The following is a 24,533-nucleotide window of genomic DNA, read 5'->3' as shown; positions in this document are numbered from 1 at the left end:
TCAACTCTCCAGGGCGAGAGTGTTCGACAGGACACCGATGCCGTCGATCGATATGTCGACCGTCGCGCCGTCCTTGATCGAGCCCACGCCGATCGACGTGCCGCACGCGATCACGTCGCCTGGTTCGAGCGTCATGTCCTGCGAGATCAGGCTCACCTGTTCAGCCGGCGAGAAAATCATGTCCGCGAGTGGATAGTTCTGCCGCTCGACGCCGTCGAGCGTCGTCACGACGCGCGCGGCGCGCCAGTCGAAATCGCGCCGGATCGCGGGGCCGATGCAGCTAAACGTGTCGAAGCCCTTCGAGCGGCACCATTGCGCGAAATTGACGTCTTCGTTCAGGAGTTCGGCGGCGGTGACATCGTTGATGCACGTGTAGCCGAAGATGTAGTCGGTCGCCGCTTCGACAGATACATTGCTGCAACGCTTGCCGATCACAATGGCGAGCTCGCCTTCGTAGGCGATCTTGCCGCCATACGCGGGCGGCCGCCGGATCGGTTCGCGTTGACCGATCACCGAGGTCGGCGGCTTGATCAGAAAGAGCGGATGCGTGGGCGGCGCCTTGCCGAGCTTCTCCGAGAGCGCGTAAAAGTTATTCCACAGCGCGACGACCTTGGTCGGCACGCACGGGCTCAGCAGCGTCAGTTCATCGACGCCGTGCACGTTGCCAGTCGATGTCGATTCGCCGAACATCTCGCCGGCGTATTCAGTGACACTTTCTGCGCTTAATGTCCCGAAGCGGGTATGGCCATCGGCGAAACGAAAACGTATCCACGATGTCATCGGATTGTCTCCTGCAGTATTGTTTAGCGATGGCGCGACCGGAAAGGTCGCGCCGCAACGCGACCTCGGAGAAATCGTCTTTCAGTTGCGGCAGGCATGCGGCGGGCGTCGCGTGGTCTGCGTGCGTGGTCCATTCGTCACGGCCTGTCACGTTGCAGATTTTTGCCCACACCGGCACGTGTGCAATGATCCACCAGCACGCCGCACGACTGGATCAGTTCCTCGAGAACCAGTTTGCCTTCGGGATGCTTCGTGTCGATCGTGATCGGGCGCTTGTTGTAATTGAGCATTGTGAAGTACGGGCTGTCCGCATCGGGAATGTCGCGCAGTTGCTCGCGCGTGAAGTCGAGGATTCTCACATCCTCCAATGCTTTGCCCATCGCGAGTCTCCCTGAATTAATCGTGGTTCTTCTGGACAAGCCGGCCGGGCGCGTCTGGCTCGGTGTCGTACGCAATGTGGGCTTAGCGGTTTCGGACGGCGGGCGTGAGCAGCGCCATCGCGGCACGGCGCGCCCCGGCGATCGCCGCCGCTTCGCTTTCGAAAACGGCTTCGTCGATAACCTGCTGATACGGCAGCAGGTCGGGCTGCGCCGGATGATTTTCCTCGACGGTGCGAATCGCCACGTAGGCGGCCCAACCGCCGTTGTGTATCCATTGCATCGCGGACAACTCAAGCCAGTATTTGCCCCAGTGCTTCTACATGCATAGGAATTCTCCTGTGCGGCCATTCAGGCGCCCGCTGACGCTTCCAGTTCCGCGAGGCGCTTGCGCAGCGCGCGGTCTTCCTGGAAGCGGCTGGTGTCGTCGCGGATCACTGCGACGATTCCGGTCAGCTTGTCTTGCGGCGAATGCAGCAACGCGACCGTAAAGGCGATCGATACCGAGCGGCCGTCCTTATGCACGGCGGGAACGCGCAGCACGTCGTTGCCATAACGCGTTTCGCCCGTTGCCATGGTCTTGTGATAGCCGTCCCAATGACGGCCGCGCAAACGCTCGGGAATGATCAGATCCAGCGACTTTCCTAACGCCTCGCTTTGCGTGAAACCGAACATGCGCTCGGCGGCGGGGTTCCACAGGGTGATGCTGCCCGTCGCATCGGAGATGACGATCGCGTCGCCGATTGCGTTGACGAGCTGCTCGAAGTCGATGGTTGTTTGCATGGATGGCGCTCCCCCAACAAGTAAAAACGTAGATCCCGATACGGCGTCCGCGAGAGGCGCCGTATCCGCAGGCGTCGGCGTGAAGCCGGGCCTGCGTGACACTGTCAAACTGCTTTCACTTCGCGCAGATTGAAGATTTGCTGCTGGCTGTAGCCAAGGCTCGCCAGCACTTCGTCCGTGTGTTCGCCGAGCAGCGGAGATGCGGTGACTTCCGGCTTCAGATCCGAGAACTTGATTGGGCTACCGACCGTCAGATACGTGCCGCGTTTCTTGTGCGGCACCTCGACGATCGTGCCGCTCGCGCGCAACGACGGGTCGTTGGCCAGTTCCTTCATCGTCAGCACCGGCGCGCATGGAATGTCGAACTTGCGCAAGATGTCGACCGCTTCGAATTTGGTCTTGTCGGCGAGCCAGCCTTCGATCGTTTTGAAGATGTCGAAGATATGCGGTTGACGTGCTTCCGCCGTCTTGTAGGCCGGGTCATCGATCCACTCCGGCTTGCCGAGCGCCTTGCAGATCGGCTCCCACGCGTGGCCCTGGATCGTGAAGTAGATGTATGCGTTCGGATCCGTTTCCCAGCCCTTGCATTTGAGCACCCAGCCCGGTTGGCCGCCGCCGCCCGCATTGCCGCCGCGCGGCACGACATCGCTGAATTCGCCGTGCGGATACTGCGGATATTCCTCGAGGTAGCCGACACGTTCCAGCCGCTGCTGGTCGCGCAGTTTCACACGGCACAGATTCAGCACGCTGTCCTGCATCGACACCGCGACTTTCTGGCCCTTGCCGGTTTTGTCGCGTCCCAACAGTGCGGTCAGAATGCCGATGGCCAGATGCATGCCGGTATTGCTGTCGCCGAGCGCAGCCGCGCTGATGGTCGGCGGGCCGTCCCAGAAGCCGGTGGTGGAGGCCGCGCCGCCCGCGCATTGCGCCACGTTCTCGTAGACCTTCAGGTCGTCGTAGTGGTGGCCGTCGCTGAAACCCTTCACCGAAGCGACGATCATCTTCGGGTTGAGTTCGTTCAGCCGTTCCCACGAAAAGCCCATCCGGTCCAGCGCGCCCGGGCCGAAATTTTCGACCAGCACATCCGATTCGCGGACGAGCTTTTCGAGAATCTCCTTGCCTTCGGGTTTTTTCGTGTCCAGCGTCAGCGACTTCTTGTTGCTGTTGAGCATCGTGAAGTACAACGCGTCGGCGTCGGGAATGTCGCGCAACTGGTTGCGCGTCACGTCGCCGGAACCCGGCCGCTCAACCTTGATGACGTCCGCGCCGAACCAGGCGAGCAGCTGCGTACAGGCAGGGCCGGCTTGAACGTGGGTGAAGTCGATGATCTTGATGCCTTCGAGAGGTTTGGTCATTTCGTTATCTCCGTGGTTGCTCTGGGTTACTTTTTCATCGCCGCGCTTTGCGGATTCAGATTCGTCAGGCGGCCGCTTTCGGTGCCCGCCGCTTCGTCGATGACGGCATTGATCAAGGTGGGTTTGCCCGATGCGATTGCTTCGATGAGCGCCTTCGTCAATTCTTCCGGTGTGGTCGCGTTGTGGCCGACACCGCCGAATGCCTCGATCATCTTGTCGTAGCGCGCGTTCTTCACGAACACGGTCGGCGCGACGTCCTTGCCGCCGGTCGGATTCACGTCGGTGCCGCGATACACGCCGTTGTTGTTGAAGACGATCGTGCACACCGGCAAGTCGTAACGGCAGATGGTTTCGAGCTCCATGCCACTGAAGCCGAACGCGCTATCGCCTTCGATCGCGACAACCGGCTTGCCGCTCGTCACCGCCGCACCGATCGCGAAGCCCATGCCGATGCCCATGATTCCCCACGTGCCCGAGTCGAAGCGTTTGCGCGGCTCGTACATGTCGATGATGCTGCGCGCGTAGTCGAGCGTGTTCGCGCCTTCGTTGACGACGTTGATGTCGGGGCGCGTCTTCAGCACGTCGCGGATCGCGCGCAACGCGCTGTGGAAATTCATCGGCGACGGGTTCTTGTCGAGCGTCGCGGCCATCTTGGCGAGGTTCTTGTTCTTGCGCTCGGCGATCGCGCCGGTCCACTCGGCGCTCGGCTTCGCGAAGCTCGCGTCGAGCCCGGCGCGCAATGCCGCCACGCACGAGCCGATATCGCCGATCACCGGCGCGGCAATCGCGACGTTGCTGTCGATTTCGGTCGGCGAAATGTCCACCTGCACGAACTTCTTCGGCTCCGCGCCCCACGTCTTGCCTTTGCCATGCGCCAGTAGCCAGTTCAGACGCGCGCCGATCAGCACGACGACGTCGGCTTCCTGCAGCACGAACGAGCGCGCCGCCGACGCCGATTGCTCGTGCGTATCCGGCAACAGGCCCTTGGCCATCGACATCGGCAGATACGGAATGCCGCTTTGTTCGACGAACGCGCGAATCTCCGCATCGGCCTGCGCATAGGCCGCACCCTTGCCGAGCAGGATCAGCGGACGCCTGGCGCTCTTCAGCACATCGATCGCGCGCTTGACCGATTCCGGCGCCGGCAGCTGACGCGGCGCGGCGTCGACCACTTTGACCAGCGACTGCTGGGCCTTTACGGCATCCAGCGTTTGCGCGAGCAGCTTCGCCGGCAGGTCCAAATACACGCCGCCGGGACGCCCCGACACCGCGGCACGAATCGCACGCGCCACGCCGATGCCGATGTCTTCCGCATGCAGCACGCGATAGGCGGCCTTCGCGTAGGGCTTGGCCGCATTCAACTGGTCCATTTCCTCGTAGTCGCCTTGCTGCAGATCGACGATTTCGCGCTCGCTCGAGCCGCTGATCAGGATCATCGGGAAGCAGTTGGTGGTCGCGTTGGCGAGTGCGGTCAGGCCGTTTAGAAAGCCCGGTGCCGACACTGTCAGGCAGATGCCCGGCTTCTGCGTCATGAAGCCCGCGATAGCCGCCGCATTGCCCGCGTGCTGTTCGTGACGAAAGCCGATGAACCGCATCCCTTCCGCTTGCGCAAGCCGCGCGAGGTCGGTGATAGGTATGCCGACCAAGCCAAAGATAGTGTCGATGCCGTTCAGTTTCAGCGCGTCGATGACGAGATGGAATCCGTCGGTCGTCTCGGTCGCCTGTCGTTTCAATGTTTCTTCTGCTGTGGTGCGGTCGGCTTCTGCCATGACGTCTCTCCTCCTTGGGCGTGGTCTCCGTGATATACAATATTCCACACACAGTATTTCCACAAGCGGATTTTGCTAAGGCTTGGTTGCCCCCCTGCGGCTTGCCGAAAGTAGGGTTTGCAGTAAGCCCATTGAAATCCAATATATGATATATCAGCTCATATATCGAACAGGCGTCCCGGGGCAATGGGTCGCTCCAAACCTGGAAAGCACTGTCAATGGCTGATACGCAAACCGTTGTCCGTCCAATGGCGTTGCCATTGACGCTCGAGCCGATCAACACGACGGCTTCGCTGCGCGACCAGGCCTACCCCAAACTGAAGCAGGCGATTGCCGAAGCCGACATCTATCGCTCGCGCGAGGAGGTCCGGCTCGACGAAAAGGAATTGACGGAGGCGCTCGGCGTAAGCCGAACGCCGGTTCGCGAAGCGATGACCCTGCTCGAGCAGGAAGGTTTTCTCCGTACGGTTCCGCGCCGTGGCATCTACATCCAGCGCAAGACGAAGAAAGAGATCGTCGACATGATCTACATGTGGGCGGCGCTCGAAAGCATGGCTGCCCGCCTTGCTACGCAGCGTGCGTCCGAAAGTGAGATTGCCGGCCTCAGGCGCATGTTCGACGACTTCCGCGACACCACGCTGGCCCAGCATATCGACGAGTACTCCGAATCGAATATCGCGTTTCATCAGGCGATCGTGCAGCTCTCGCAATCGCAGATTCTGCTCGACACAATCCAGAATCTGTTCGTGCACGTCCGCGCAATCCGCAAAATGACAATCGCGCAAAGCAACCGGGCGTCGCGCTCAATCGTCGATCACATGCGCATTATCGAGGCGCTGGAGCGCCGCGATACCGAGCTGGTCGAGAGACTCGTGCGCCAGCATTCCCTCGAACTGGGGGCATTCGTCGAGGCGAATTGCGATTTCCTCGACTGAGCCTCGCATGATTGGCGGCGCGACATAACGGCTGTAGGCAGCCAGCGTCGGCTTAGGTATAAGAATCGCCAGGCATTGCCACGCGTCGAGCGTCGCAGTGCTTTTTTGTTGTTGGATCCAGAGCTGTGGACGGCGACAAAAGCGGCCTTTCTCAGTGGACACTCGCCTACAGGGGCAATGCGAAATACCGGCGTCTAGCAAACTTCAACGGCCATCCATCCGTGAATCCACGGCGGCCGGCACCTGGCCATACCGATGCTGCCATTCATCGCAGGATCTGTATCGACATTCAAATCGATAGTGCAAAGACGTGTCGTGCAGGTCGACACTGTTTCGCCGCGTGGATCGAAACGCTGACGCGCGGGATCCATGAAAAGGCCGCACGCGGACGGCATGCCAGGTTGGAAATGGTAGCCGACGCCCTTCGATCCGCACAATCAAATCCACGCCCGGGGGCGACTTATGTCGACATTCATTGAGCGTCTTACAGGAGAAGCGCGTGAGCGCCTGATCTGTCGGCTCACGCGTCGCATGGTGCAATCTCAGATCACGATCGAAGCGCTGGAGCACGCGTTCAATCGCGATGTCGAGGATGATCAGGTGATCCGCTATCGCGATGCGTACGGCAACGCGTGGACAGGTCTCGGCGAGATGCCCGAGTGGCTGCGCCGCGCAGTGGCCGAAGGCGAGAGCATCGATCACTTCCGCTGAGGCTGAGGTTCCCGCCTGGACGCGATGCGAAATACCGACACCGCTTGCGACAGCTGACGCACCTCTCTTCTCCCGCACGCGCCGCTTTAACGACTGCGTTCAACTCGGAAATGTTCGTCTGAAATGCGATGTCGTCGACGACGCCGACGATCCTGTCGGCGTTTGCGCAATGCGGTCGTAGTGTCGACTACATGTCGCACGGCGTCGCCGCCGCGCTGCGCCGTGTCCGATGCCTGCATCACCACTGCACTCGCCTGAAATGCTCAGTATTCTGCGAAATGATCCTGACGCCCGAAACAGGCCAGGAAAAAAGTGGTCATGGCTTGCCAGGCCGCCTTGGCGAAGCGAGGTGTCGCAGTGCTAATCGTTCCGGTGAACGTGTCCCACGGCGAAGTGAAAAAAGATTTCCCTTATCGCATTCATCATAGTCGCCCGACCGTCAGCCCGAGCGACGCGGAGATGGAAGAGAACGCGCGGACGCTCAACGCCGGCACAAAGATCGCAATTTATGCGGGTCCGGCTGCGAGCGGGGCACTCGACGAAATCAAGGCGGTTGCAATGACGAGATCCAAGGATTCGCCCGACACTGCCCGATCGTGTACCTGGCCTGCCGTGCCATAGATCAGGCGGACATGGTCGCCACTCGCCGCAAAGTATTGCTCTGGCAGTTTCTCAAAAGCGCCTTTCAGCGCGGCCGCCGAAAAAACTATCAGGTCCGCTGCGTGAGCCGGCTGAACTACCGCAAGCAGCGCGCCGATTAAAATTCCGCTTTTACTTTCACGAGAACTGTCCATTCGCGTCGCTCGTGCCAACCGAGTGCGCATTATCTCCCGTCGGGATGCTCTGCAAGAGCGTGTTGGTCTGGGCGCCGACCACGCCCAGAACCGGACCATTCGGCATCTGACGGCCGCTGACGTAGTACTGCCGGTTTTAGCGGTATAAGCCACTTCGTCAGCTGCGCATACATCCGCGGCGCCATGCTCGACGATCCAGCATCGAGCGCCTGAACCTTCAGCCGGCTACATCGACGAATCTATGCGTCCATATAGACCCGTCGTCGCCGTCGGACCTGCCGCGAAAAACAGCGTGTTGGAAGGCTGATTCTCGGCGTTGTTGCCGAACGCCAGGCCCCAGAGTCCAGGCTGCGTCACCTTGGAACCATCGGCCTGCGTGAGCGAACCTTTCGACTCGCCAGTCGCAGGATCGAACGCATTGATGGTGCCGTCGCCGAAGTTGCCGATCAGTAGATCGTTGCTGAACGCGCCGAAATTGGCCGGCGCCATGGCGATCCCCCACGGCGAGTTGAGCGCCCCGTTGGAAGCGACGCGCCTGATCAGGTGGCCGGTGGTATCGAATGCATCTACCACGCCGTTGCCTGCTCCGCTTTGATCTCTGTGACCATCGGGCCCGAGCTTCGCATACGCCACATAAATCGTAGTGCCGACGGCCTGGATGCCGAACGGATTAAATCCCGCAGGTACGTTCGGGTCGCTGAAGGAGCCGGCAACCGAGACTTTCGTGAAAGTCTTGTCGAACATATCAACTTTGCCGTTATGGAAATCGGCGGCGTACAGCGTGCTTGTTCCGGCGTTGCCGGCGATTGCAAGACCTGTGTATTCGGCTGCGCCCGTGCCGTCATCGTGAACGGTCACCGCTTGCGTTGGCAGCACCTTAGGCGACCAAGCAGCGATCGTGCCGGCGAGCGTGGCAAAAATGAATGCGGCGTTGCCGGTTGCGCCATTCGCCGTGATAGCGAAGTCCGTAGTACTGTTGAAAACGATGCCGGTCGGACTCGCGCGTTGACCGCTTGCAGTCGGCGGCAGTGTGACGACGAGCGACTGCACCACGCCATTGCCGTCGTATAACGAGGACTTCTGTGTATTGTTATCCGAGACCCAGACGGGGCTGGTCGGACCGAACGCGATGCCCCAGCCGTTTTGCAGTTCGGGGTCGACGTGCGGCGCGGCGACGCTGCCGTCGGACACGAGAATGGTCGACTTGAATGTACCGGCGGACGCTGCGGGCATGTTGTTGTTCGAATTGCCGCCGCACGCAGCAAGCGCGAGCGTGGCCGCTCCAGCAAGCGAGAAAACAGTTGCAAGCTTATGCATGTCACATCCTGATCTTTGAAAGATTTGCTTATAGTCCCGGCGCGGCAAGACCGCAGGCAACGCGCATCGACCCCTTTCTGTTCTGGACGAGCGCACCAATCCGCGAATGGCGTGGATGGGCATCTTGCCCCGCGACCTTCCCGTCGGCGGTGCGTCGTCATTGCACATTGAACGATCAAGCACGCGTGTTTATTCCGTGCGATCCGTATTTGAGCCAACCTGAGGTTTACATTGTGAGTCGATGGTGCGCACGGCTACTCGGGCCGGCACCGATACTCATATAGCGGGTAGTACTTACTTTTTTTCTCGCACAGCCTTCGACAACGTGACAGTACCATCGGGCGTGCTGCCTGGACCGCTTCACAAAATCCGGGTCGCCTACACTATCCTTGCTCTCGCCTTCCTGTTCTATTTCCGATCCTTGCACAAAGATGACCGCCCTAGCCAGCCGAGGTCGGCGCAATCTTCGACGACATTTCAGGCAGCGCGGCCGCCGGCAAACCGGTCACAGCGACACTCGTCTCGCGCCCCACGCCGCTGTTCTTGAAACCGCCCCACGGCGACGCCGGGTCGAGCCGGTGGTGATCGTTGATCCACAGCATGCCGAATTCGAGCTTGCTCGCCACGCGATGCGCGCGCGACGTCCTGCGTCCACACGGAAGCGGCGAGACCGAACTGGGTGTCGTTGGCGAGGCGGATCAATATCCGTCTTCGTCGTGCCAATCTTGCCGAGCAGTTCTACCTCGCCTGTGCCCAGCGCTAGGCAACCGTGATCGAATCCTTGTGAATATCAAGCCCTACGTACAGTGTGCTATCGTTTTCCACGCTGAATTCCGTGATGGATATCGCCGGGTGTCGCCCTGTCCACACCGTGCGGCTCTGGCAGAAATACTGACCCGCATTTGAGTCCTCGCGGCGGGCCAGCCTTTACCTCGCGGGGTCATACTGACTAGTTGCGTATTGGTAATCAACGTTCCTCGTTCGGGTGAGCTTTTCCGGGAGCAAGCGTGTGCCACCATCTTCACAAGTGGTCCGGTACTACAGCGCGAAAGCCAATATGGCTGAGTTACCAACGGGAACGCAATAGCCGTTTCCGAAGAAGCGTTCGTAGATCACAGCGCGTATCGGTGACGACGTGAATGTGAATCATGTCGTCGCGCACCTCCGCTCAACGCTTCCCGGAAATTGAGACCGCCGCAATCTGAAAGCTCCGCGCGACATAGCTCTGCGGGAACTGCCTGATATTGCCGAAGGTGGCGGCCAATTCCGTGGACGTTTGTTTCCGCGTCTGAGCACCAAAGCTTTTGAGGATATAGCGACGCAAATCCTTCGTATCCTCCTGCGCCTCGCGACGGCATTCTGCCAAGGTCAGGTCGTTCGTCGACCAGGTTGGAAAGGCTATAGCTCGAAACTGAAACAGGCTGCGTTGCCGATCACGTGCCGGAAAGCAAGGCTCCGGCGCCAGGCACAATCGGCTCGAGCTCCAGATGGTCCAGCATGCGGCGCACGGTGCACACCGCAGTCGAGACGGTGCCAATTCCCAGCATGTCTTCGATGCGGTGAATCGCCGGCAATGAAGGCATCTGAACACATGCGGACGCCACCACGACGTCCGCGCCTTGTTCAGACGCCGAACGTCCTCGATCAGTTGCATCGGATCGCGCAGACCGACTTGGAGGTTGTCGGGAATTTCAAAGCAGACGGAATCGATGACCTCGATTCCTTCGTTTTCGATGTAAGCAGCCGAGCACGTCCACCGGGCCGTCGTGACCGAGATGCTTCAGCAACTCGTTGGTCAGCGCGGAGAGCGTCGAAAACCGGTATGACACAAGCGGTACGGGCGAGCCACCCACGCCGGGGATGTCGAAGATGATGACGCCGACATCGCCCAGCGCTTCTACGAACGGCTCGACGAGTTCCAGATTGGCGCCGATCCCGTTGAAGATCAGAAGCGGCGGCGAAGCGTCACTGCCATGCCGGACGCCGACGCGCAGTATCTGGCCGTGCAGATCGACCGCCTGGATTTCCATGCTGCTGACTGACTCGGGAGTGGCATTCATTTCTCTCGTCATCCGGACATAACTCGTGGCAACACACTGTCTGCAACACGACACCCATCATGGGAATCGCGAAATAGCATTCGAGATAACGGTGACTATCCCAGTCCATCACTGAGACGGTGCTGCCGTGGCGCGCGCCGAGCTGGCTCAGCCCATTCGCGAGCCGCGCGATGCGCTCACGCAGCGTCGTATAGGTCATCCGCACCTGTCCCCGGTGTACGATCTCCTGATTTGGCGCCTGAACGAATGGCGTATGCAGCAGCTGCTTGATCAGCTATGGATAGGCGTAGGCGGAAGGCGCGGCGGCCTGGATGTCGTCCCGCATCTGAATCTCCTTGAGTTCTGAACTGGATGGCGGGTTGACACAGGTTCATAGCTGCGTTCGGTTTTCCGTGCCGTCCCGATATACGAATCATCGGGACGAACGCGGTGCAGGGATATCCCCCGAACGGGGCAGCGAAAAAAGGGGATACGGGAGGAAAGCACCTCCCGTCGAGCACGGTATGCAAGGGCTAAAGGGGCACCTGGGTCGATTAACGTCCCATCGGTCACATCGAAAAATACGGGTCAGGCGTTAATATGATGGGTGATTGGCAAAGTGAGAATAATCCATGAATACATCGGTCATCTCTGCCCTGGCGGCGCTTGTTGGCGCCGCCACCGGCGGCCTGACTTCGCTCTTCGCCACATGGCTGACCCAACGCACCCAGGTTCGGTCGGAGTGGCTGGCGCATGACCGCGCCAGGCGGCAAGAGCTCTACAAGGAGTTCATCGAGGATGCAACCAAATGCTATGTCGACGCGCTCCAACACAACCAGCCTGACCTCGCCGCGCTCGGCAACCTCTACGCGAAGATCAGCCGCATGCGCGTCCAGTCGTCGCGCGAAGTGGCGGACGAAGCCGATCTGATCGGACGCAAGATCGTGGACACCTACCTCGCGCCGGACAAGACCTTCATCGAGATTCGCGCGATGCTCGCGGATGGCTCGATCGACATTCTCGGCAAGTTTGGCGACGTGTGCCGCGCGGAATTCGAATCGCTGCGCGCACAACAGTTTTGAACGCCATATGCGTTCTTCAACGCGGCTTAAGTTCGACAGGCGGATCGGCGCGAAAGCCGCCGCCGAGCGCCTTCGTCAAGGTAATTTCCTGACTGAGCGCCTGACCGTTGAGCGTGAGCAGGGCAACCTGTTCGGCGATCACCGGCTGGCGCGCTTCGAGCGCGGCGAGCCGGCTCGTCAGTCCGCGTTGATAATACGCTTCGACGCTGTCCCTCGCGAACGCAACCGATTCGATCCGTCGCTTCTGCAACTGCGTCTCCGCGTCGAGGGCCTGCAGACGGCTGCCTGTCTGCGCGACATCGCGTACCGCGTTGAGGACGGCCTGGTTGTACTGCTCGATCAACAGGTTGCTCCGCTCGCGTGCACCGCCCAGGTTCGCGTTGAGCCTACCGCCGTCGAAGATCGGCAGGTACAGGCCCGGAATCAGGTTGATCTGCTGGCTTGCATGCGTGAAGAGGTCCGCGAGATGCAACGCGTTGAAGCCGAAGAACGCCTTGATGTCGAAGGTCGGATAGAACGCCGCCTTTGCCGCGTCGATCCGGTCGAACGACGCCTCTATATACCATCGCATCGCCTGCAGATCGGGCCGCCGGGCGAGCAATTCATATGACAGCGTCGCCGGCAAGGCCGCCTGCGAGCGCGGCAGCGCGACGGGCTCGATGGCGGGCAGGCTTTCGGGCCCTGAGCCGACCAGCGCACGCATCGATTCGCGCAGCTGCCTGATCTGCGCCTGCGCCGACACGACCTGCCGTTCGATGGCCAGCTGCTGCGCGCGTGCTTGTTCCAGCGAAGTGCGGGCCTCGAGGCCGCGCGCCCCACGTGCTTCGTGTGCCTGCACTGCGAACGCCGCGATCTCATGCGATTTGTCCAGCAGATCAATGAGCTGATAAGTCGTTTCAATACCGTAGTAAAGCTGTGCGACATCTGTCGAGATTTCGAGTTCGACAGCGGACGTCTCGGCGAGCCGCGCATTACTCACGCCAAGCGACGCGGCGACCTGCGCGCGTTGCTTGCCCCAGATATCGATGTCAAGGCTTGCGCCAAGCCCGACGACGCCCTCGGTGTACCACGGGCCCGTCAGCCCCAAAGCGGGTTCGTTCCTCGCGAACGGGCCGAGAAAGCCGTTCGCGGAAACATGCTCGCGATCCAGCGACGCCAATGCGACCACCTGAAGATTCGACCCCGCCCTGACAAGCTCCACATCCGACTTTGCCTGCGCGACGCGCGTGCGCGCAATCACCATCGCCGGTGCATCGGCGAGCGCCTGATCGATCAGTGCGTCGAGCTGCGCATCGCGATAGCGTGTCCACCAGCGCGCGGCGGGCCAGCCATCGCGTGCGAGATGGATGTCGTTGGCGAGATTGACCTGCTCGGGCGCGATCTCGGTATAGGGCGTGTCGTTATGATGGATCAGCGCGCACCCCGGCAGCACGGACGTGATCCACGCGATGCATAGAAAGCATCGACACCATCGCGAGGCGCGCAAACCCGATCCCGCATTCATGTTCGTATGGGCTGTGATGAGGGCGCCGCGACGGGTGCCTCGATGCGCCAGTCCGGCAGCCCTGCGACCTGTCGCGACAGGTCGTCCGCTGCGGCGATGAGCGGCGCGTCGGCCGGTTCGACAGCTTGCGCTGCGATCTCGATGCGTCGCGGCGCATGGGCCTCGGGCGGGTTGGCCGCAAGTTCAGCGGCGTACCGGTTGAGTTCGACGGACGCCTGTTCCTGGGTCGAGCGCACTGCATCGACCGTTCGTGAGCCCGACGATACCGCTTGTGCCGCGAGCGTGCGGCGCAGCGCATCGCCCGCCAGCATGATCTCGCGTCCCTGCGCGAGCACCGTTTGCGCGCGCAGTGTCAGCTGGGCCTGCTCCCCTTCCTGCCAGGCGGGTTCGAGTGCGACACGCGAAAGCGTCGCCTCGCAATCGGCCAGCACGGCCCACGCCTGCAACTGGCGCTGTGCATAGGGCAACTCATCCCGCCTGTCGGCACCCGGCCCGCGTTGCTGCGCGGCAATCGCCCGCAACAGGGTGGCGAGCTTCTGCCGCAGCACGTCGCCCTCGCCCTCCCGCCAGAACGACATCTGCACGACGGTCGCCACGCCGACGCCGAGCAGAATGCCCACCATCCGGTCGCGAATTTCCGTGAGGTTCGTGGTTGGGCCGAACTGTTCGAGCAAAGCGAGCGCGAAGGTGAACATCACCTGGATACCGGCATAGCTGATCCGCTCAGACCCGGCCGTTATCCACGCCCCTAGCGCGACAACGGGCAGCGTCACCAGCAGCAGACCGACGATATCGTCGAGATGCGGAATGACGAACACCACCATGCACAACGCCAACGCACTGCCGATGAGAGCCCCGGTCAGTCGCAGCAGCGCACGCTGCGTCGATGCGCCAAGGCTCGGCAGCGCGACGATGAGGCAGGTCAGCATGATCGTGTGAACGCCCTGCCAATCGGCGGCATTGTAGAACACGTAGCAGACGAGAACGGCGAGCAGCGTCTTCAGCGAGAAGCGCATGTACGCAGGATTGGTCCAGGCGTCGGGCGCGACCATCGGCTCGCTCACGGGCGGTTTGCCAGGTGCTGCATTGCTTGTGACCAGATCAGCGAATGCGCGCAGCGCCCGCTGCAATTCGGCAGCAGCAGGAATCGTGTCGGAGACATTGCGCTCTTCAGGTGTCGCCGTGCTCACGTAGCGATATGGCTCGCCGGTCATCACCGAATTGTCGAGCGCGACGCAGTTCGCGCGTAACTCGCGCCACATCGCCAGTTGCGCTGCCGATGAGCGAGGCCTGCTGAATGGCAGTTCGCTCGCCCCGCGATAAAGACGCGACACGGTCGCAATGCATGCAAGCTGCAATGCCTGATGTTCAAGATAGTGGGCATCACGCATCGTCGTGAACCGCAGCAGCTTCTGCAGCGTGAGCGCACCTTGCTGGACGGCCGCGAGCGTGATCGGCGCGGCGCTCGTGGTACCGTCGATCTGTTGCGTCAGGCGTGTGTCCAGCGCCGCGAGTTGCCGATGGATTTCCGCCTTGAGCTGCAACTGCGGTTCGGCAGGCAACAGCAACGTATTGACCACGAGTGTCAGCGCGATCGGATAGTTGACGGCGACCCACACCCACAACACCGCGCGGATCAGCAGGTCGGCCTGATCGGTCTGGTCCACGAAACTCTGCACGTAGATCACGACGATCGCGACGCAGAAGAACACCACGCCGATCTTGAGAACGCGAAGCAGATACACGCTGCCGAAGAACACCAGACTCGCGATCACGATGCGCAGCAGTGGATAGTCGAATGTGTACTTCAGCACGAGGATCGACAGGCCGATGGCGAGCGTCGATCCGACCATGAACATCACGCCGACCAGCCGCGTAAGCACCACGTTCGACTGCGTGACGTAGAACACCACCAGCAGCGACAGCGCGAGCGACGGCACCTCGAGCGCCATCGACACGACAATCACAATGGCGCTCGTCAGCATGCAACGCAACGTCACGTTGAGACGCCCGGGAAAGGGCGCAAGCTCGCGCCTCAGAAAAGCGCCTGCATTGCGCACGGTGACAGGCAGGTAGTCAGCGGCGGCCATGGCTGTTCCTCAATGACGCTCGCCGTCGTTGCCGCGTCCGGGGTACAGCACCGCCACCGCCGATGTGCCGACGCGAAACAGCTCGGGGTTCGGATTATCAACGCGGATCTTTACCGGGAAGCGCTGCGATACATGCACCCAGTTAAGCGTGCGTTGAATGCGCGGCAAGCCGCCTGGCAATGCAAGGCCGGCTTCGTCCGGCGAGACGCCGTAGCTGATCGAATTGACGCTCCCCCGGAAGCGCTGGTCCGTATCGCTCATCAGGTACACCATCGCGGCGGTGCCCACGCGGATGCCCTTGAGTTCAGTCTCGCGAAAGTTCGCCACCACGTACCAGTGGCGCGTGTCGATCAAGGTGAAGACAGGCTTGAGCGCCGACGCAAACTGTCCTGTCGATGTCTTCAACGACGCGATGCGTCCGTCGAACGGTGCGCGCACCGTCGCATACTCCAGGTTCAGTTCGGCAATCGCGATCTCCGCCATGACGACGGCACGTTGCGCGACCAGCGCATCGACACCGCTCACCGCCGCTGCCGCCTGCTGCGCCTGCAGCTGCGCAGCGCTGAGTTCGGCTTGCGTCGCGCGTTGCGCGGTGCGTGCACGGTCGACGTCTTCCGCCGACACGTAACCGTGTGACAAAAGCGGTTCCATCCGGTGCAGCGTATCGGACGCCTGGCTCGATGCGGCTCGCGCGCGCTCGACGGCAGCACGCACCGACTGCGCGTTGTACTGCTGCGCATTGACCGTGCGCTGGGTCAACTCGATCTGGTGGTCGAGCGCGACAAGAGACGCCTTGCCCCGCGTCAGCGCATCCTGATACGGACGTGGATCGATACGGAATAGCAGATCGCCCTGCTTCACCGCCTGATTGTCGCGCACGGCCATCTCGACGATACGCCCGTTCACCTCGGGCACGACGTCGATCGTATCCGCGTAGACATAGGCGTCGTCGGTGCGAGGCGCGCGGTCCCACAGCCGGATGACGTAGACGAGCAGCAACAGCGTCACCACGACCAGGACAATGGCCAGCCACGCTCTCTTCCTTGTCCCGCCGGCAGTTATCGCCATTGCATTACCTGAACGAGATTCATTGTTGGAACAGCGTCAACCAGACAGCGAGTGAAAGCAAGGCAACAAGCGTGGGATACGTCACGGCTGAAGGCCTCATCAAATGGTCGGCCTGCAAACGCTTCAGCATCAGGTAGATGACGACCGTGAGCACGACGCCCGCGACGATACAGAACAGCCAGTCAGGAAAGTACGCGCCGAGCACGCCGATCGATGGCGAATTCGCGCATCCCGACATCAGGATCGCGGCAATCGCGGCGATGCCGATTGCACGCTTTGGACCGCTTCCTCTGGCGCCTGGAATGTGTCGTTTCAAGGTCGTCCCCGTAGTTCGAATCAATGTCGCACCTGGCCGTTGCGCCGATGCGTCTTGCGTCGGAGTCCGGGGTTTTGGGCAGCGATGGAACAGCTTCTGAGGCACTATTCCCGTACCGGTCAGCGCGGATCGTTGTCGTCCGCTCATACGGAACGTGAATGACTTCCTCCGATAAACCCAAACGCTGCGATCTGCTTACCGAGAGATTGCAGGTGTACCCATTCGTCACGATAACGCGAAAAAAGGCAGGCCGCATTGCATAAACATGTAATGTCGCCGCGAGAAGCGACGATGTATATCAGGCGCTGCTGGCTATCTGAACTCTGCAAGGACAAAGGGTGCCATCTCGTCGTTCAAACGATGCTATCCAGCAGGTCCAGCAACGCGTCTCCATCGACAGGCTTCCTGAAGAAACCTAACGCGCCTTTTTGCAGATAGTAGTCTTCCGTATGCTCGCCTGGTTTGCCTGTGATAATGATGACCGGCGTAGCCGCGTCCGAATGAACCGTTCTATCGAGCACCTGAATGCCGTCGACGGGCCGCATTCCCAGGTCGGTAATCACGCAGACGAGGCCCGAGTAGCCGTCGGAGAAAAAATCCAGTGCAGATTCGTAGGCCCGTGTTCCGTACCCGCCAGAGGCCAGCAGGTTCGCCAGCGACGTCAGAACGCGTCGGTCATCATCAATTACGGCAACGGTTCGAGCCGGAGGCGTGGGCATTTTTTTCTCCGGGTCATCGAGTCCAGCAAGGAATAAGCGTCAGGCATCTAACGTGGTTGTCGACGAAGTTTCAAGTTGCAGTTTGCCTGCCTGCTTCACTAGCGTAGCGAACGAATCCGCCCGCATTTTTCTCATGATGTGGCCGCGATGGACCTGCACGGTGTATTCGGTAATACCAAGGACTCCCGCCGCCTGCTTGTTGAGCAGACCCCTCGCGAGTAACGGCAAAAGCTCCTGCTCGCGAGGCGTGAGCGACTGGTAGAGCGCCTGGAGCGCCGCTGTATCCTCCGTCTCCTTCCGAAGAACGCGTGCCTTGGCGAGTGCGGCATCAACCGCGTGCATCAGCGAATCTTCATCGAGGGGTTTGGTGAGGAAGTCGACAGCCCCGCCCTTCATGGCCAGAACCGTGGACGGCACATCTCCCCTTCCAGTGATGAAAATGACAGGAATCGGAGATTCCGTGCCGACAAGCTTCTGGACTTCGAGGCCATTCATGTCTGGCATTCTCAAATCCAAGATCAGACAGGCTATGACCTTTTGACGTGGCGTGTCTAAAAACTCCCGTCCGGAGTTGAATGCGCGGACGTCTCTTCCGTTTGCACGCAGTAGCGCAGAGAGTGCTTCTCGCACCCGTCTGTCGTCGTCCACCACATAGACTAGTTCGCTTGCGGATTCCACGGAACCCCTCTCTTGTTAGGTAAAAGCCTCTCCTAACGTCGGCACGCCCGGTCGACGACAAACTCACTGAAAGTTCGCTCACGCGTCCGTGCCGACAAAAAATTATAGCCGTCGGGATCGTCGCAAGGAAGCGCGGACAGCATTACATGATTATGTAATGGCACCGTCCGATATGAAACTGTAAATTGACCTTTTGCCTCACCGGCCTTGCCCCCCCCGGAGCGTGCGCGGATTGGCGTGACTGCTAAAAGGCTGCAGACCCTATGCGCGTTGATGTCCCCGGACGATGACAGCCACCCGCAATGCGATGACGTATCTCCATTGCCGTTTCGACGAAAGAAAAAGGGATGGCCATCGGTCTTGCGGTATCGCGTTCAATCATCGAGGCGCATGAAGGCGGGATCACTGTATCAAACGACGTGGAAATTCGGAGCAACGGTCGGCATCGTCCTTCCAGTCCTGCCCACCCGGGCTGCCCGGCAGGCACAGAACGCACGCTGCTTACCAACGAACCCACTCAGCCGCCACGCTGTCCGCCATCCCGTGTCGAATTTGAACTCCCGATCGGAAGGCTGAAGCTGAACGTGACACCGCGGATCTCATTGCTCGTGGCCCAGATGCGGCCGGCGTGTGCTTCGATGATCGTACGGCAGATTGCGAGCCCCATGCCCATGCCAGTTTGCTTAGTGGTGAAGAATGGCTCGAATATCTTGTTGAAGTCGACGAATCCTGCCCCGAGATCCTCGACATCGATCACCACGCTATCCCCGTCGCGACGCGAGTGGACCAATAGCAGCTTCGGCCGTTCCGGCGTTTCCGCCAGTGCCTCGATCGCGTTGCGAACGAGATTGACGAGCACCTGCTGGATCTGCACCGCGTCGGCCCGAAGTTTCGGCACGTCTTCAGCTAGCGTTGTCTCGAGCGAAATCGCGTTTCGCTGAATATCGTCGGCCATCAACGTGCATACCTGAAGTATCAGTTTATTGATATCGATATCGACCATTTCAGGAGTCGTTTGCTTGAAAAGTGCTCGGATGCGGCTTACCACGTCAGCCGCGGCATTGCCGTCGCGCACGATGTGCTCGGCGGAGAGTCTGGCTTCTTCGATGTTGGGCGGCATTGCGGAGAGCCATCGCAGGCACGCGCGCCCATGCGCGACAACCGCCTGCAGCGGTTGATTGATCTCATGCGCGATCGAAGCAGACAGTTCGGCCACCGCTGCGATCCGCGACGCTTGCGAGAGCTTCTCCCGGGCATCGCGCAAGGCCTCCGCCAGTCTCTCAGTGTCGTCGATGTCAACTTCGAGACCGAAAAACTGCATCAGGCGCGCATTAGGCGTTTCGCCGCGGCGTTGCTCGCGGGCGGGATGGACATCGAGCCTGGAGAGCAGGTGTGGCTCGGTCGACAACTGATCGTGGAGCTTGAGAAGTTGGCGCCGGACGTCTTCAGAGCGACGTGCGTCTTCCTCGACGCCGGCGGTCAGATGGGGCCGCCGCAGCTGTTCGTCATGGTCGGCCAGATAAGTGCGGACAACGATCTGAGCGATGAGATCGAAGTAGTCGAAAAGGTACAGCGAGACGTCGAACAGCAGCTCTCTGGTGAGCCTTCCGTCCGGCTCACCCAGTGCGATGTACGTGCTCCAGATTTCCCGCAATCCGTAGCGCAGCGCCTGCAACAGGCTGTTCAACGGCACACGCTGATGCTCGCGTCTTTGTCCGATTTCGTGGAAGATGGCCATGTCCCGTGCCGATGGAGGTTCGCCCGACAGAAGCGTCTCGAACCACACTTTGGCCGACAGCGCGACGGAATCCTCGACGTCCCGCATCTCGGACGGAGAAAGCAGCGTGTATCCGTCGAGCGACTTCAGTATCTCAAGTGCGCGTTCGACAACATGAGACAGATCTGCTGCGAGGAAAGCCGTCTTCTCCCGCAAATGACTGCTGATTCTTGGAACGTTGGCAAACACGGCAATATGCCTAAGAGGCCAGTTCAAAAACCCCTGAGGGGGCTGTTTACTTTCTCGGCAAACTGTTAACCTTGGATGTCTGAACAAGGGAACCCAAGGGATGGAAGCGCCGATCATTGATGACGAATTGTGGATACTGATCGAACCGTTACTGCCGCCGCCCAAGCCTCGGCGCAAAGAGCATCCTGGTCGCCCACGCGTATCGGATCGGGCGGCGTTGAATGGCATCCTGTTCGTGTTGAAAACCGGTCTGCGATGGAACCACCTGCCGACCGTATTGGGCTTTGGCTCCGGCGCGACCTGCTGGCGACGACTGAACGACTGGCGCAATGCAGGAGTATGGGATCGACTGCACGAACTGCTGCTCGACAAGTTGCGCGAGGCCGGGCAGATCGATCTTTCATACGCTGCTGTCGATTCCTCGTCGGTACGCGCTGTTGGGGCGGGCGAAAAACTGGCCCGAACCCCACGGATCGCTCGCGACCCGGTTCCAAGCACCACATCCTCGTAGACGCCAATGGCGTTCCCATCAGCGCCATCCTGACCGGCGCGAACCGCAACGACGTCACCCAGTTGCTGCCGCTCGTCGACGCGATTCCCCCGATCCGCGGCGCGCGCGGCCGACCACTTCAGAGACCCAAGGTCATCTATGCCGATCGTGGTTACGATTCCGATCCGCATCGTCAACGATTGCGCGAACGCGGCATCAAACCGGTGATCGCAAGGCGCCGCACTGAACATGGCAGTGGTCTGGGCAAATTCCGTTGGGTCGTTGAACGGACTCACTCGTGGCTCCACAACTTCCGTCGTCTTCGCATACGCTTCGATCGTCGAGCTGACATTCACGAAGCATTCTTGAAATTCGGCTGCGCCCTCGTCTGCTGGAACATCTTCAGGCGTACGGAGCAGCCTTTTTGAACTGGCCTCTAAAAGTATCGGGTGGACGGATAAGATGAACGAACGTACCGGCGATGTGTCGGACCGAGCCCGTGCAGTGCGACGCGGGTCGATGCGGCATTCGAGTCGCTTTGTCGGGCGGGCGTATCATCTGCCGGGAATGTGCCGCTTCCGGAGAAGTTCCGGTGATCACGCGGCAGCGATGGGACAGCGCGATAACCCGTTGTCCGGTCCGCGCTTCAAGTTCCGTCCGTCGTATGTATGGTCTCCCGGGGCAGCCTGGCGCAATATCCCCCTTTCGGGGGGGACGCGCCCGCGGCGATGGGGGATGGGGACGGGGGATGGGCAGCAGCCACACCCAACCGCGAGTTCCGGGCATCTGAACGTGGTGACTGAACAATGCGTGTGATCAAAGCAGCACCTACGAGAAGCAAGCGCCTCTTTCTCGCGACGAAAGTCCTTCCGCCGCGCCTGCCCACGGGTCTGATCGATCGTCCGCGGCTAGCCGGTCTGGCGGGGCGCGCCGAAGACCGGCGGCTTACCGTGATCAAGGCTCCCGCCGGGTTCGGCAAGACTTCGCTGGCGCTCACCTGGCTCTACCAGCTGCGCGCCCACGGCGCGCAGGTGGCCTGGCTGTCGCTCGACACCGGGGACGACGAGCCGGCGTGCTTCCTCAATCATCTGGCGCACGCGTTGCGGCATGCGTGCGGCAAGGTCGGCGCGGCAGCGATCAGCCTGACAGCCGACGCCGCCTTCGTGCCCGCGGACGCGGTCGTTTCCACACTGGTCAACGAGCTCGTCGACGTCGACGACGACGTGTTTCTATTTCTCGACGACTATCACCTGATCAATCTTCCGGCGGTTCACACGGCGATGGCATTCTTCATCGCGCACGCACCGTCACACGTGCACGTGGTCCTTTGCACGCGCACAGAGCCGCCGCTGCCGCTGGCGAGGCTGCGGGCCGGAAACGATCTGCTGGAAATCGATGCGTCGGCGCTCCGTTTCAACTTCGACGAAACACGCGATTTTATCGAGCAGACATTACCCGGACAGCTACGCGCTTCGAGCGTCAAATCGCTCTTTGCGACCACGGAGGGCTGGGCGGCCGCGTTGCGCATATCGGTTTCCACGCTTTCGCACGAGGCATGCCGACCGGATTGGGAGCCGCGTACGCCGTCCGGCCATTCGCGGCCGTTCGCCGCCTACCTGGAAGACATGCTCGAGCGGCTTCCTGTCGAGATGGTCCAGTTCATGCTGCATACCTCGATACTCGAGCGTCTGAACGCATCACTTTGCGAGGCGGTAACGGGTCTGGGCACGAGCCAGCGCATGCTGGACGAGATTGCCGCAGGCCAGTTACTGCTGCAACCGCTCGACTGCGACGAACACTGGTTTCGCTATCACCATCTGATGAGCGAGTACTTGCGCCAGCGGCTCGAAACGCAGCACCCGGACGAGGTCGCCGCACTACATTGCCGCGCGTCTGAATGGTATGCGGGGCAGGAACTATGGACGGAGGCAGTCGAACATGTGATCGCAGGGGGAGCGACCGACAGGTCCGTTCGCCTGATGGAACGATGTGCAATGGCCCTCGTCCAGAAAGGCGACCTGCTCACTGTGCTCGAGTGGCAACGCAGGTTTCCCGCGTGCCTCATCGATGCGCAGGCGAAGGTCACGCTCGCGATTGCCTGGGGCATGGCACTCGCAATGCATTTCGACGAGGCGCTCGCATTGCTCAGTGCAATAGACCGCGATAGCGCGTCCGGAACAGGTGTCCCGCCTGACGACGTGCTCTGGGAGTGCAATGCCATCCGCTCGGTGGTCGCGGCGCTGCAGGACGATGCTCAACGAGGGCTCGCTACCGCCCAGGCATGCCTCGAGCGTCAGTCTACGGACGTCTGGACGATCAACGTGTTGTCCAACGTCGTGCGCTTCGGGCACTGGAAGGCCGGAAACCTTGCGGCCCTCTACGAAACATCATGGATTCCCCATTCAATCGAGCAAGACCAGCGCAACGTCTTTGCCTCGGTCTACCGGCTATGCCTGCTCGGTCATGCCGAGATGGAGCAGTTGCACCTTTCGCTCGCCGATCGGTATTTCACGGAGTCGATGCAACTGGCCGAGCGCTACTCCGGTGCCGGATCGGTTTCGGTCGCGCTGTGCGCGCCGATGGTAGCGCAGCTCCGCTATGAACAGGGCCAACTGGACGAGGCGGAAGCGTTCGTTGCGGATCTGATGCCGGTTATCGATCTCGCCGTGCTGCTCGACAGTGTATTGATTGCATACCGTCTCCTTGTCAGAATCGCTGTCGCGCGCTCGAATGCGGCCCAGGCATATACGCTCCTCGACAGGGCGCAGGCCCTCGCCCATGCGCGTCGATGGGACAGGTTGATGGCCGCCGCCCTCGTCGAGCGCACACGGCTCTATCTGAGAGAAGGCAGGACGATCGAGGCGGCCGCGTGCGTCGCACAGCTGGCGCGCATCGCACGGCCCGGTGCCCGCCGCGCGGGTTCCGTGTCGCAGGAAATCGAGACTTACCATGCGGTTTCGGCAGCCTCTCTTGCAGCAAGCGAGCAGCGCACGCTGGAGGCCGTCGACATCCTGAGCACGACGCTGCAAACGGTGGAGCACCGGCATGGCGATTTCCTGGCGTTACGCCTGCGTACGATGCTCGCGCTCGTCTGGCTGAAGGCGAACGAACGACGCCGCGCCGTGGAGGTCTTTCTCGACGTCCTGAAGGTCGCCGCGCCAGCGGGCATCTACCAGTCCATTCTCGACCTTGAACCGGACCTCGGATTGCTGTTCCATGCCGTTCTCGAAGACGTAGCGCACACCGCGCACACGGACGAGCTGATTTCCTACGCGAATCGCCTGCTCGATGGCTGGCGAATGCTCTATCAGCCCGGCAGCGCGCCACAGCATCGGGAAGCGCTCAGTGCAAGGGAGCGTAATATCGTCGGCTTGATCGCTCAGGGACAGTCGAACAAGGAAATCGCGCGAGCCCTCGGCATCGGACCTGAGACTGTCAAATCCCATATGAAAAGCATCTTCGTCAAGCTGAATGTCGAAAGGCGCGCTCAAGCGGTTGCACGCGCGCAGGCGCTCGGTCTTCTCGACGCTGCCTAGTTCACGCGTTCTGAAGGAGCGCCTCAAGCGTCATCACACTTCTACTGCCGGTGCCCGAAATGCGCGTGGGCGCCCCGCCAGCAGGAGCTCTACCCAAGCCCCTACTGTTCAAGCCGGCGCGCATTCTACATTCATGTAATAGCAGCCCGCCAGTCTGCTACCTATCATCAAGCCAGAATCGAACGTTGGCTCGACCCTTACCGGAGCACCAGAGCGCTTGCTTG

19 protein-coding genes and 7 pseudogenes are annotated in these 24,533 nt (G+C 60.9%); 5 read left to right on the top strand and 21 right to left on the bottom strand.

Going from position 1 to position 24,533, the window contains the following annotated elements:
• From RW095_RS08005 to oxc, 6 genes and pseudogenes are all read right to left on the bottom strand, one after another.
• The gene (locus tag RW095_RS08005) at positions 1 to 780 is read right to left on the bottom strand and encodes a fumarylacetoacetate hydrolase family protein (protein WP_317015556.1); all 780 of its coding nucleotides are present in this window, start codon (positions 778 to 780) and stop codon (positions 1 to 3) included.
• Between the two features lie 185 nt (positions 781 to 965).
• A pseudogene (locus RW095_RS08000) lies at positions 966 to 1,160 on the bottom strand (CoA transferase); the annotation flags it as partial.
• 82 nt (positions 1,161 to 1,242) lie between these two features.
• Entirely contained in the window at positions 1,243 to 1,440 is a 198-nt protein-coding gene (locus RW095_RS07995) for a hypothetical protein (RefSeq protein WP_317015554.1), read from the bottom strand.
• Positions 1,441 to 1,508: 68 nt separating this feature from the next.
• Positions 1,509 to 1,940: a PAS domain-containing protein gene (locus RW095_RS07990; protein WP_317015553.1), complete on the bottom strand. Its 432-nt coding sequence runs from the start codon at positions 1,938 to 1,940 to the stop codon at positions 1,509 to 1,511.
• Between the two features lie 104 nt (positions 1,941 to 2,044).
• Positions 2,045 to 3,295: a formyl-CoA transferase gene (frc, locus tag RW095_RS07985; RefSeq protein ID WP_317015551.1), complete on the bottom strand. Its 1,251-nt coding sequence runs from the start codon at positions 3,293 to 3,295 to the stop codon at positions 2,045 to 2,047.
• A 26-nt stretch (positions 3,296 to 3,321) separates the two neighbouring features.
• Complete coding sequence (oxc, locus tag RW095_RS07980) at positions 3,322 to 5,064, bottom strand: oxalyl-CoA decarboxylase (RefSeq protein ID WP_317015550.1); 1,743 nt, start codon at positions 5,062 to 5,064, stop codon at positions 3,322 to 3,324.
• A 218-nt stretch (positions 5,065 to 5,282) separates the two neighbouring features.
• Here oxc and RW095_RS07975 point away from each other — a divergent pair, with 218 nt between their 5' ends.
• A complete protein-coding gene (locus RW095_RS07975) occupies positions 5,283 to 5,999 on the top strand; it encodes a GntR family transcriptional regulator (RefSeq protein WP_317015548.1) in 717 nt (238 codons plus the stop codon).
• A gap of 462 nt (positions 6,000 to 6,461) precedes the next feature.
• Positions 6,462 to 6,710, top strand: a complete 249-nt coding sequence (locus RW095_RS07970) for an H-NS family nucleoid-associated regulatory protein (RefSeq protein ID WP_317015546.1) — start codon at positions 6,462 to 6,464, stop codon at positions 6,708 to 6,710.
• Positions 6,711 to 6,777: 67 nt separating this feature from the next.
• Here the strand turns inward: RW095_RS07970 and RW095_RS41395 are convergent.
• The 8 genes and pseudogenes from RW095_RS41395 to RW095_RS07935 form a co-directional block, all read right to left on the bottom strand.
• Positions 6,778 to 6,867 (bottom strand): annotated as a pseudogene (locus tag RW095_RS41395) (methyl-accepting chemotaxis protein); the annotation flags it as partial.
• A gap of 349 nt (positions 6,868 to 7,216) precedes the next feature.
• Complete coding sequence (locus tag RW095_RS07965) at positions 7,217 to 7,504, bottom strand: hypothetical protein (RefSeq protein WP_317015545.1); 288 nt, start codon at positions 7,502 to 7,504, stop codon at positions 7,217 to 7,219.
• 225 nt (positions 7,505 to 7,729) lie between these two features.
• Complete coding sequence (locus tag RW095_RS07960) at positions 7,730 to 8,821, bottom strand: TIGR03118 family protein (protein WP_317015543.1); 1,092 nt, start codon at positions 8,819 to 8,821, stop codon at positions 7,730 to 7,732.
• Positions 8,822 to 9,261: 440 nt separating this feature from the next.
• Positions 9,262 to 9,463 (bottom strand): annotated as a pseudogene (locus RW095_RS07955) (aldehyde dehydrogenase family protein); the annotation flags it as partial.
• Positions 9,464 to 9,521: 58 nt separating this feature from the next.
• A pseudogene (locus tag RW095_RS07950) lies at positions 9,522 to 9,646 on the bottom strand (IS110 family transposase); the annotation flags it as partial.
• Between the two features lie 608 nt (positions 9,647 to 10,254).
• Positions 10,255 to 10,559 (bottom strand): annotated as a pseudogene (locus tag RW095_RS07945) (Asp/Glu racemase); the annotation flags it as partial.
• A gap of 4 nt (positions 10,560 to 10,563) precedes the next feature.
• Positions 10,564 to 10,881, bottom strand: a pseudogene (locus RW095_RS07940) (alpha/beta fold hydrolase); the annotation flags it as partial.
• Between the two features lie 34 nt (positions 10,882 to 10,915).
• Positions 10,916 to 11,155 (bottom strand): annotated as a pseudogene (locus RW095_RS07935) (AMP-binding protein); the annotation flags it as partial.
• Between the two features lie 337 nt (positions 11,156 to 11,492).
• Between RW095_RS07935 and RW095_RS07930 the strand changes: the two are divergent.
• Entirely contained in the window at positions 11,493 to 11,942 is a 450-nt protein-coding gene (locus RW095_RS07930; protein WP_317015542.1) for a hypothetical protein, read from the top strand.
• A gap of 16 nt (positions 11,943 to 11,958) precedes the next feature.
• On the opposite strand, the gene RW095_RS07925 is transcribed toward RW095_RS07930, so the two are convergent.
• The 7 genes from RW095_RS07925 to RW095_RS07895 form a co-directional block, all read right to left on the bottom strand.
• Positions 11,959 to 13,446 carry an MdtP family multidrug efflux transporter outer membrane subunit gene (locus RW095_RS07925; RefSeq protein WP_317015540.1) on the bottom strand — a complete coding sequence of 496 codons (1,488 nt, stop codon included), beginning with the start codon at positions 13,444 to 13,446 and terminating at the stop codon, positions 11,959 to 11,961.
• Positions 13,443 to 15,536 carry an FUSC family protein gene (locus tag RW095_RS07920; protein ID WP_317015539.1) on the bottom strand — a complete coding sequence of 698 codons (2,094 nt, stop codon included), beginning with the start codon at positions 15,534 to 15,536 and terminating at the stop codon, positions 13,443 to 13,445. The genes RW095_RS07925 and RW095_RS07920 overlap by 4 nt, the downstream gene beginning before the upstream one ends.
• Positions 15,537 to 15,545: 9 nt before the next feature.
• Complete coding sequence (gene mdtN / locus RW095_RS07915; protein ID WP_317015537.1) at positions 15,546 to 16,604, bottom strand: multidrug transporter subunit MdtN; 1,059 nt, start codon at positions 16,602 to 16,604, stop codon at positions 15,546 to 15,548.
• Between the two features lie 19 nt (positions 16,605 to 16,623).
• Positions 16,624 to 16,920 carry a YtcA family lipoprotein gene (locus RW095_RS07910; protein ID WP_317015536.1) on the bottom strand — a complete coding sequence of 99 codons (297 nt, stop codon included), beginning with the start codon at positions 16,918 to 16,920 and terminating at the stop codon, positions 16,624 to 16,626.
• Positions 16,921 to 17,273: 353 nt separating this feature from the next.
• Positions 17,274 to 17,639, bottom strand: a complete 366-nt coding sequence (locus RW095_RS07905; protein ID WP_317015534.1) for a response regulator — start codon at positions 17,637 to 17,639, stop codon at positions 17,274 to 17,276.
• 39 nt (positions 17,640 to 17,678) lie between these two features.
• Positions 17,679 to 18,287, bottom strand: a complete 609-nt coding sequence (locus RW095_RS07900; RefSeq protein ID WP_317016650.1) for a response regulator transcription factor — start codon at positions 18,285 to 18,287, stop codon at positions 17,679 to 17,681.
• Between the two features lie 547 nt (positions 18,288 to 18,834).
• Positions 18,835 to 20,400, bottom strand: a complete 1,566-nt coding sequence (locus tag RW095_RS07895; protein WP_317015533.1) for a sensor histidine kinase — start codon at positions 20,398 to 20,400, stop codon at positions 18,835 to 18,837.
• Here RW095_RS07895 and RW095_RS07890 point away from each other — a divergent pair.
• Both RW095_RS07890 and RW095_RS07885 read left to right on the top strand, forming a co-directional pair.
• A protein-coding gene (locus tag RW095_RS07890; protein WP_317015035.1) for an IS5-like element ISRme6 family transposase occupies positions 20,384 to 21,201 on the top strand; the annotation gives its coding sequence in 2 pieces (ribosomal slippage) (positions 20,384 to 20,732 and positions 20,732 to 21,201; 819 coding nt in all). The genes RW095_RS07895 and RW095_RS07890 overlap by 17 nt on opposite strands.
• Positions 21,202 to 21,579: 378 nt before the next feature.
• Positions 21,580 to 24,309: a LuxR C-terminal-related transcriptional regulator gene (locus RW095_RS07885; RefSeq protein ID WP_317015531.1), complete on the top strand. Its 2,730-nt coding sequence runs from the start codon at positions 21,580 to 21,582 to the stop codon at positions 24,307 to 24,309.
• Positions 24,310 to 24,533 lie beyond the last annotated feature (224 nt).

The sequence above is a fragment of the Paraburkholderia kirstenboschensis genome (genome assembly GCF_032806925.1).
In the GTDB taxonomy this organism is placed as follows: domain Bacteria; phylum Pseudomonadota; class Gammaproteobacteria; order Burkholderiales; family Burkholderiaceae; genus Paraburkholderia; species Paraburkholderia kirstenboschensis.
The sequence above is the reverse complement of the archived record's forward strand: the minus strand, read 5'-3'. Positions and strand labels throughout refer to the sequence as shown.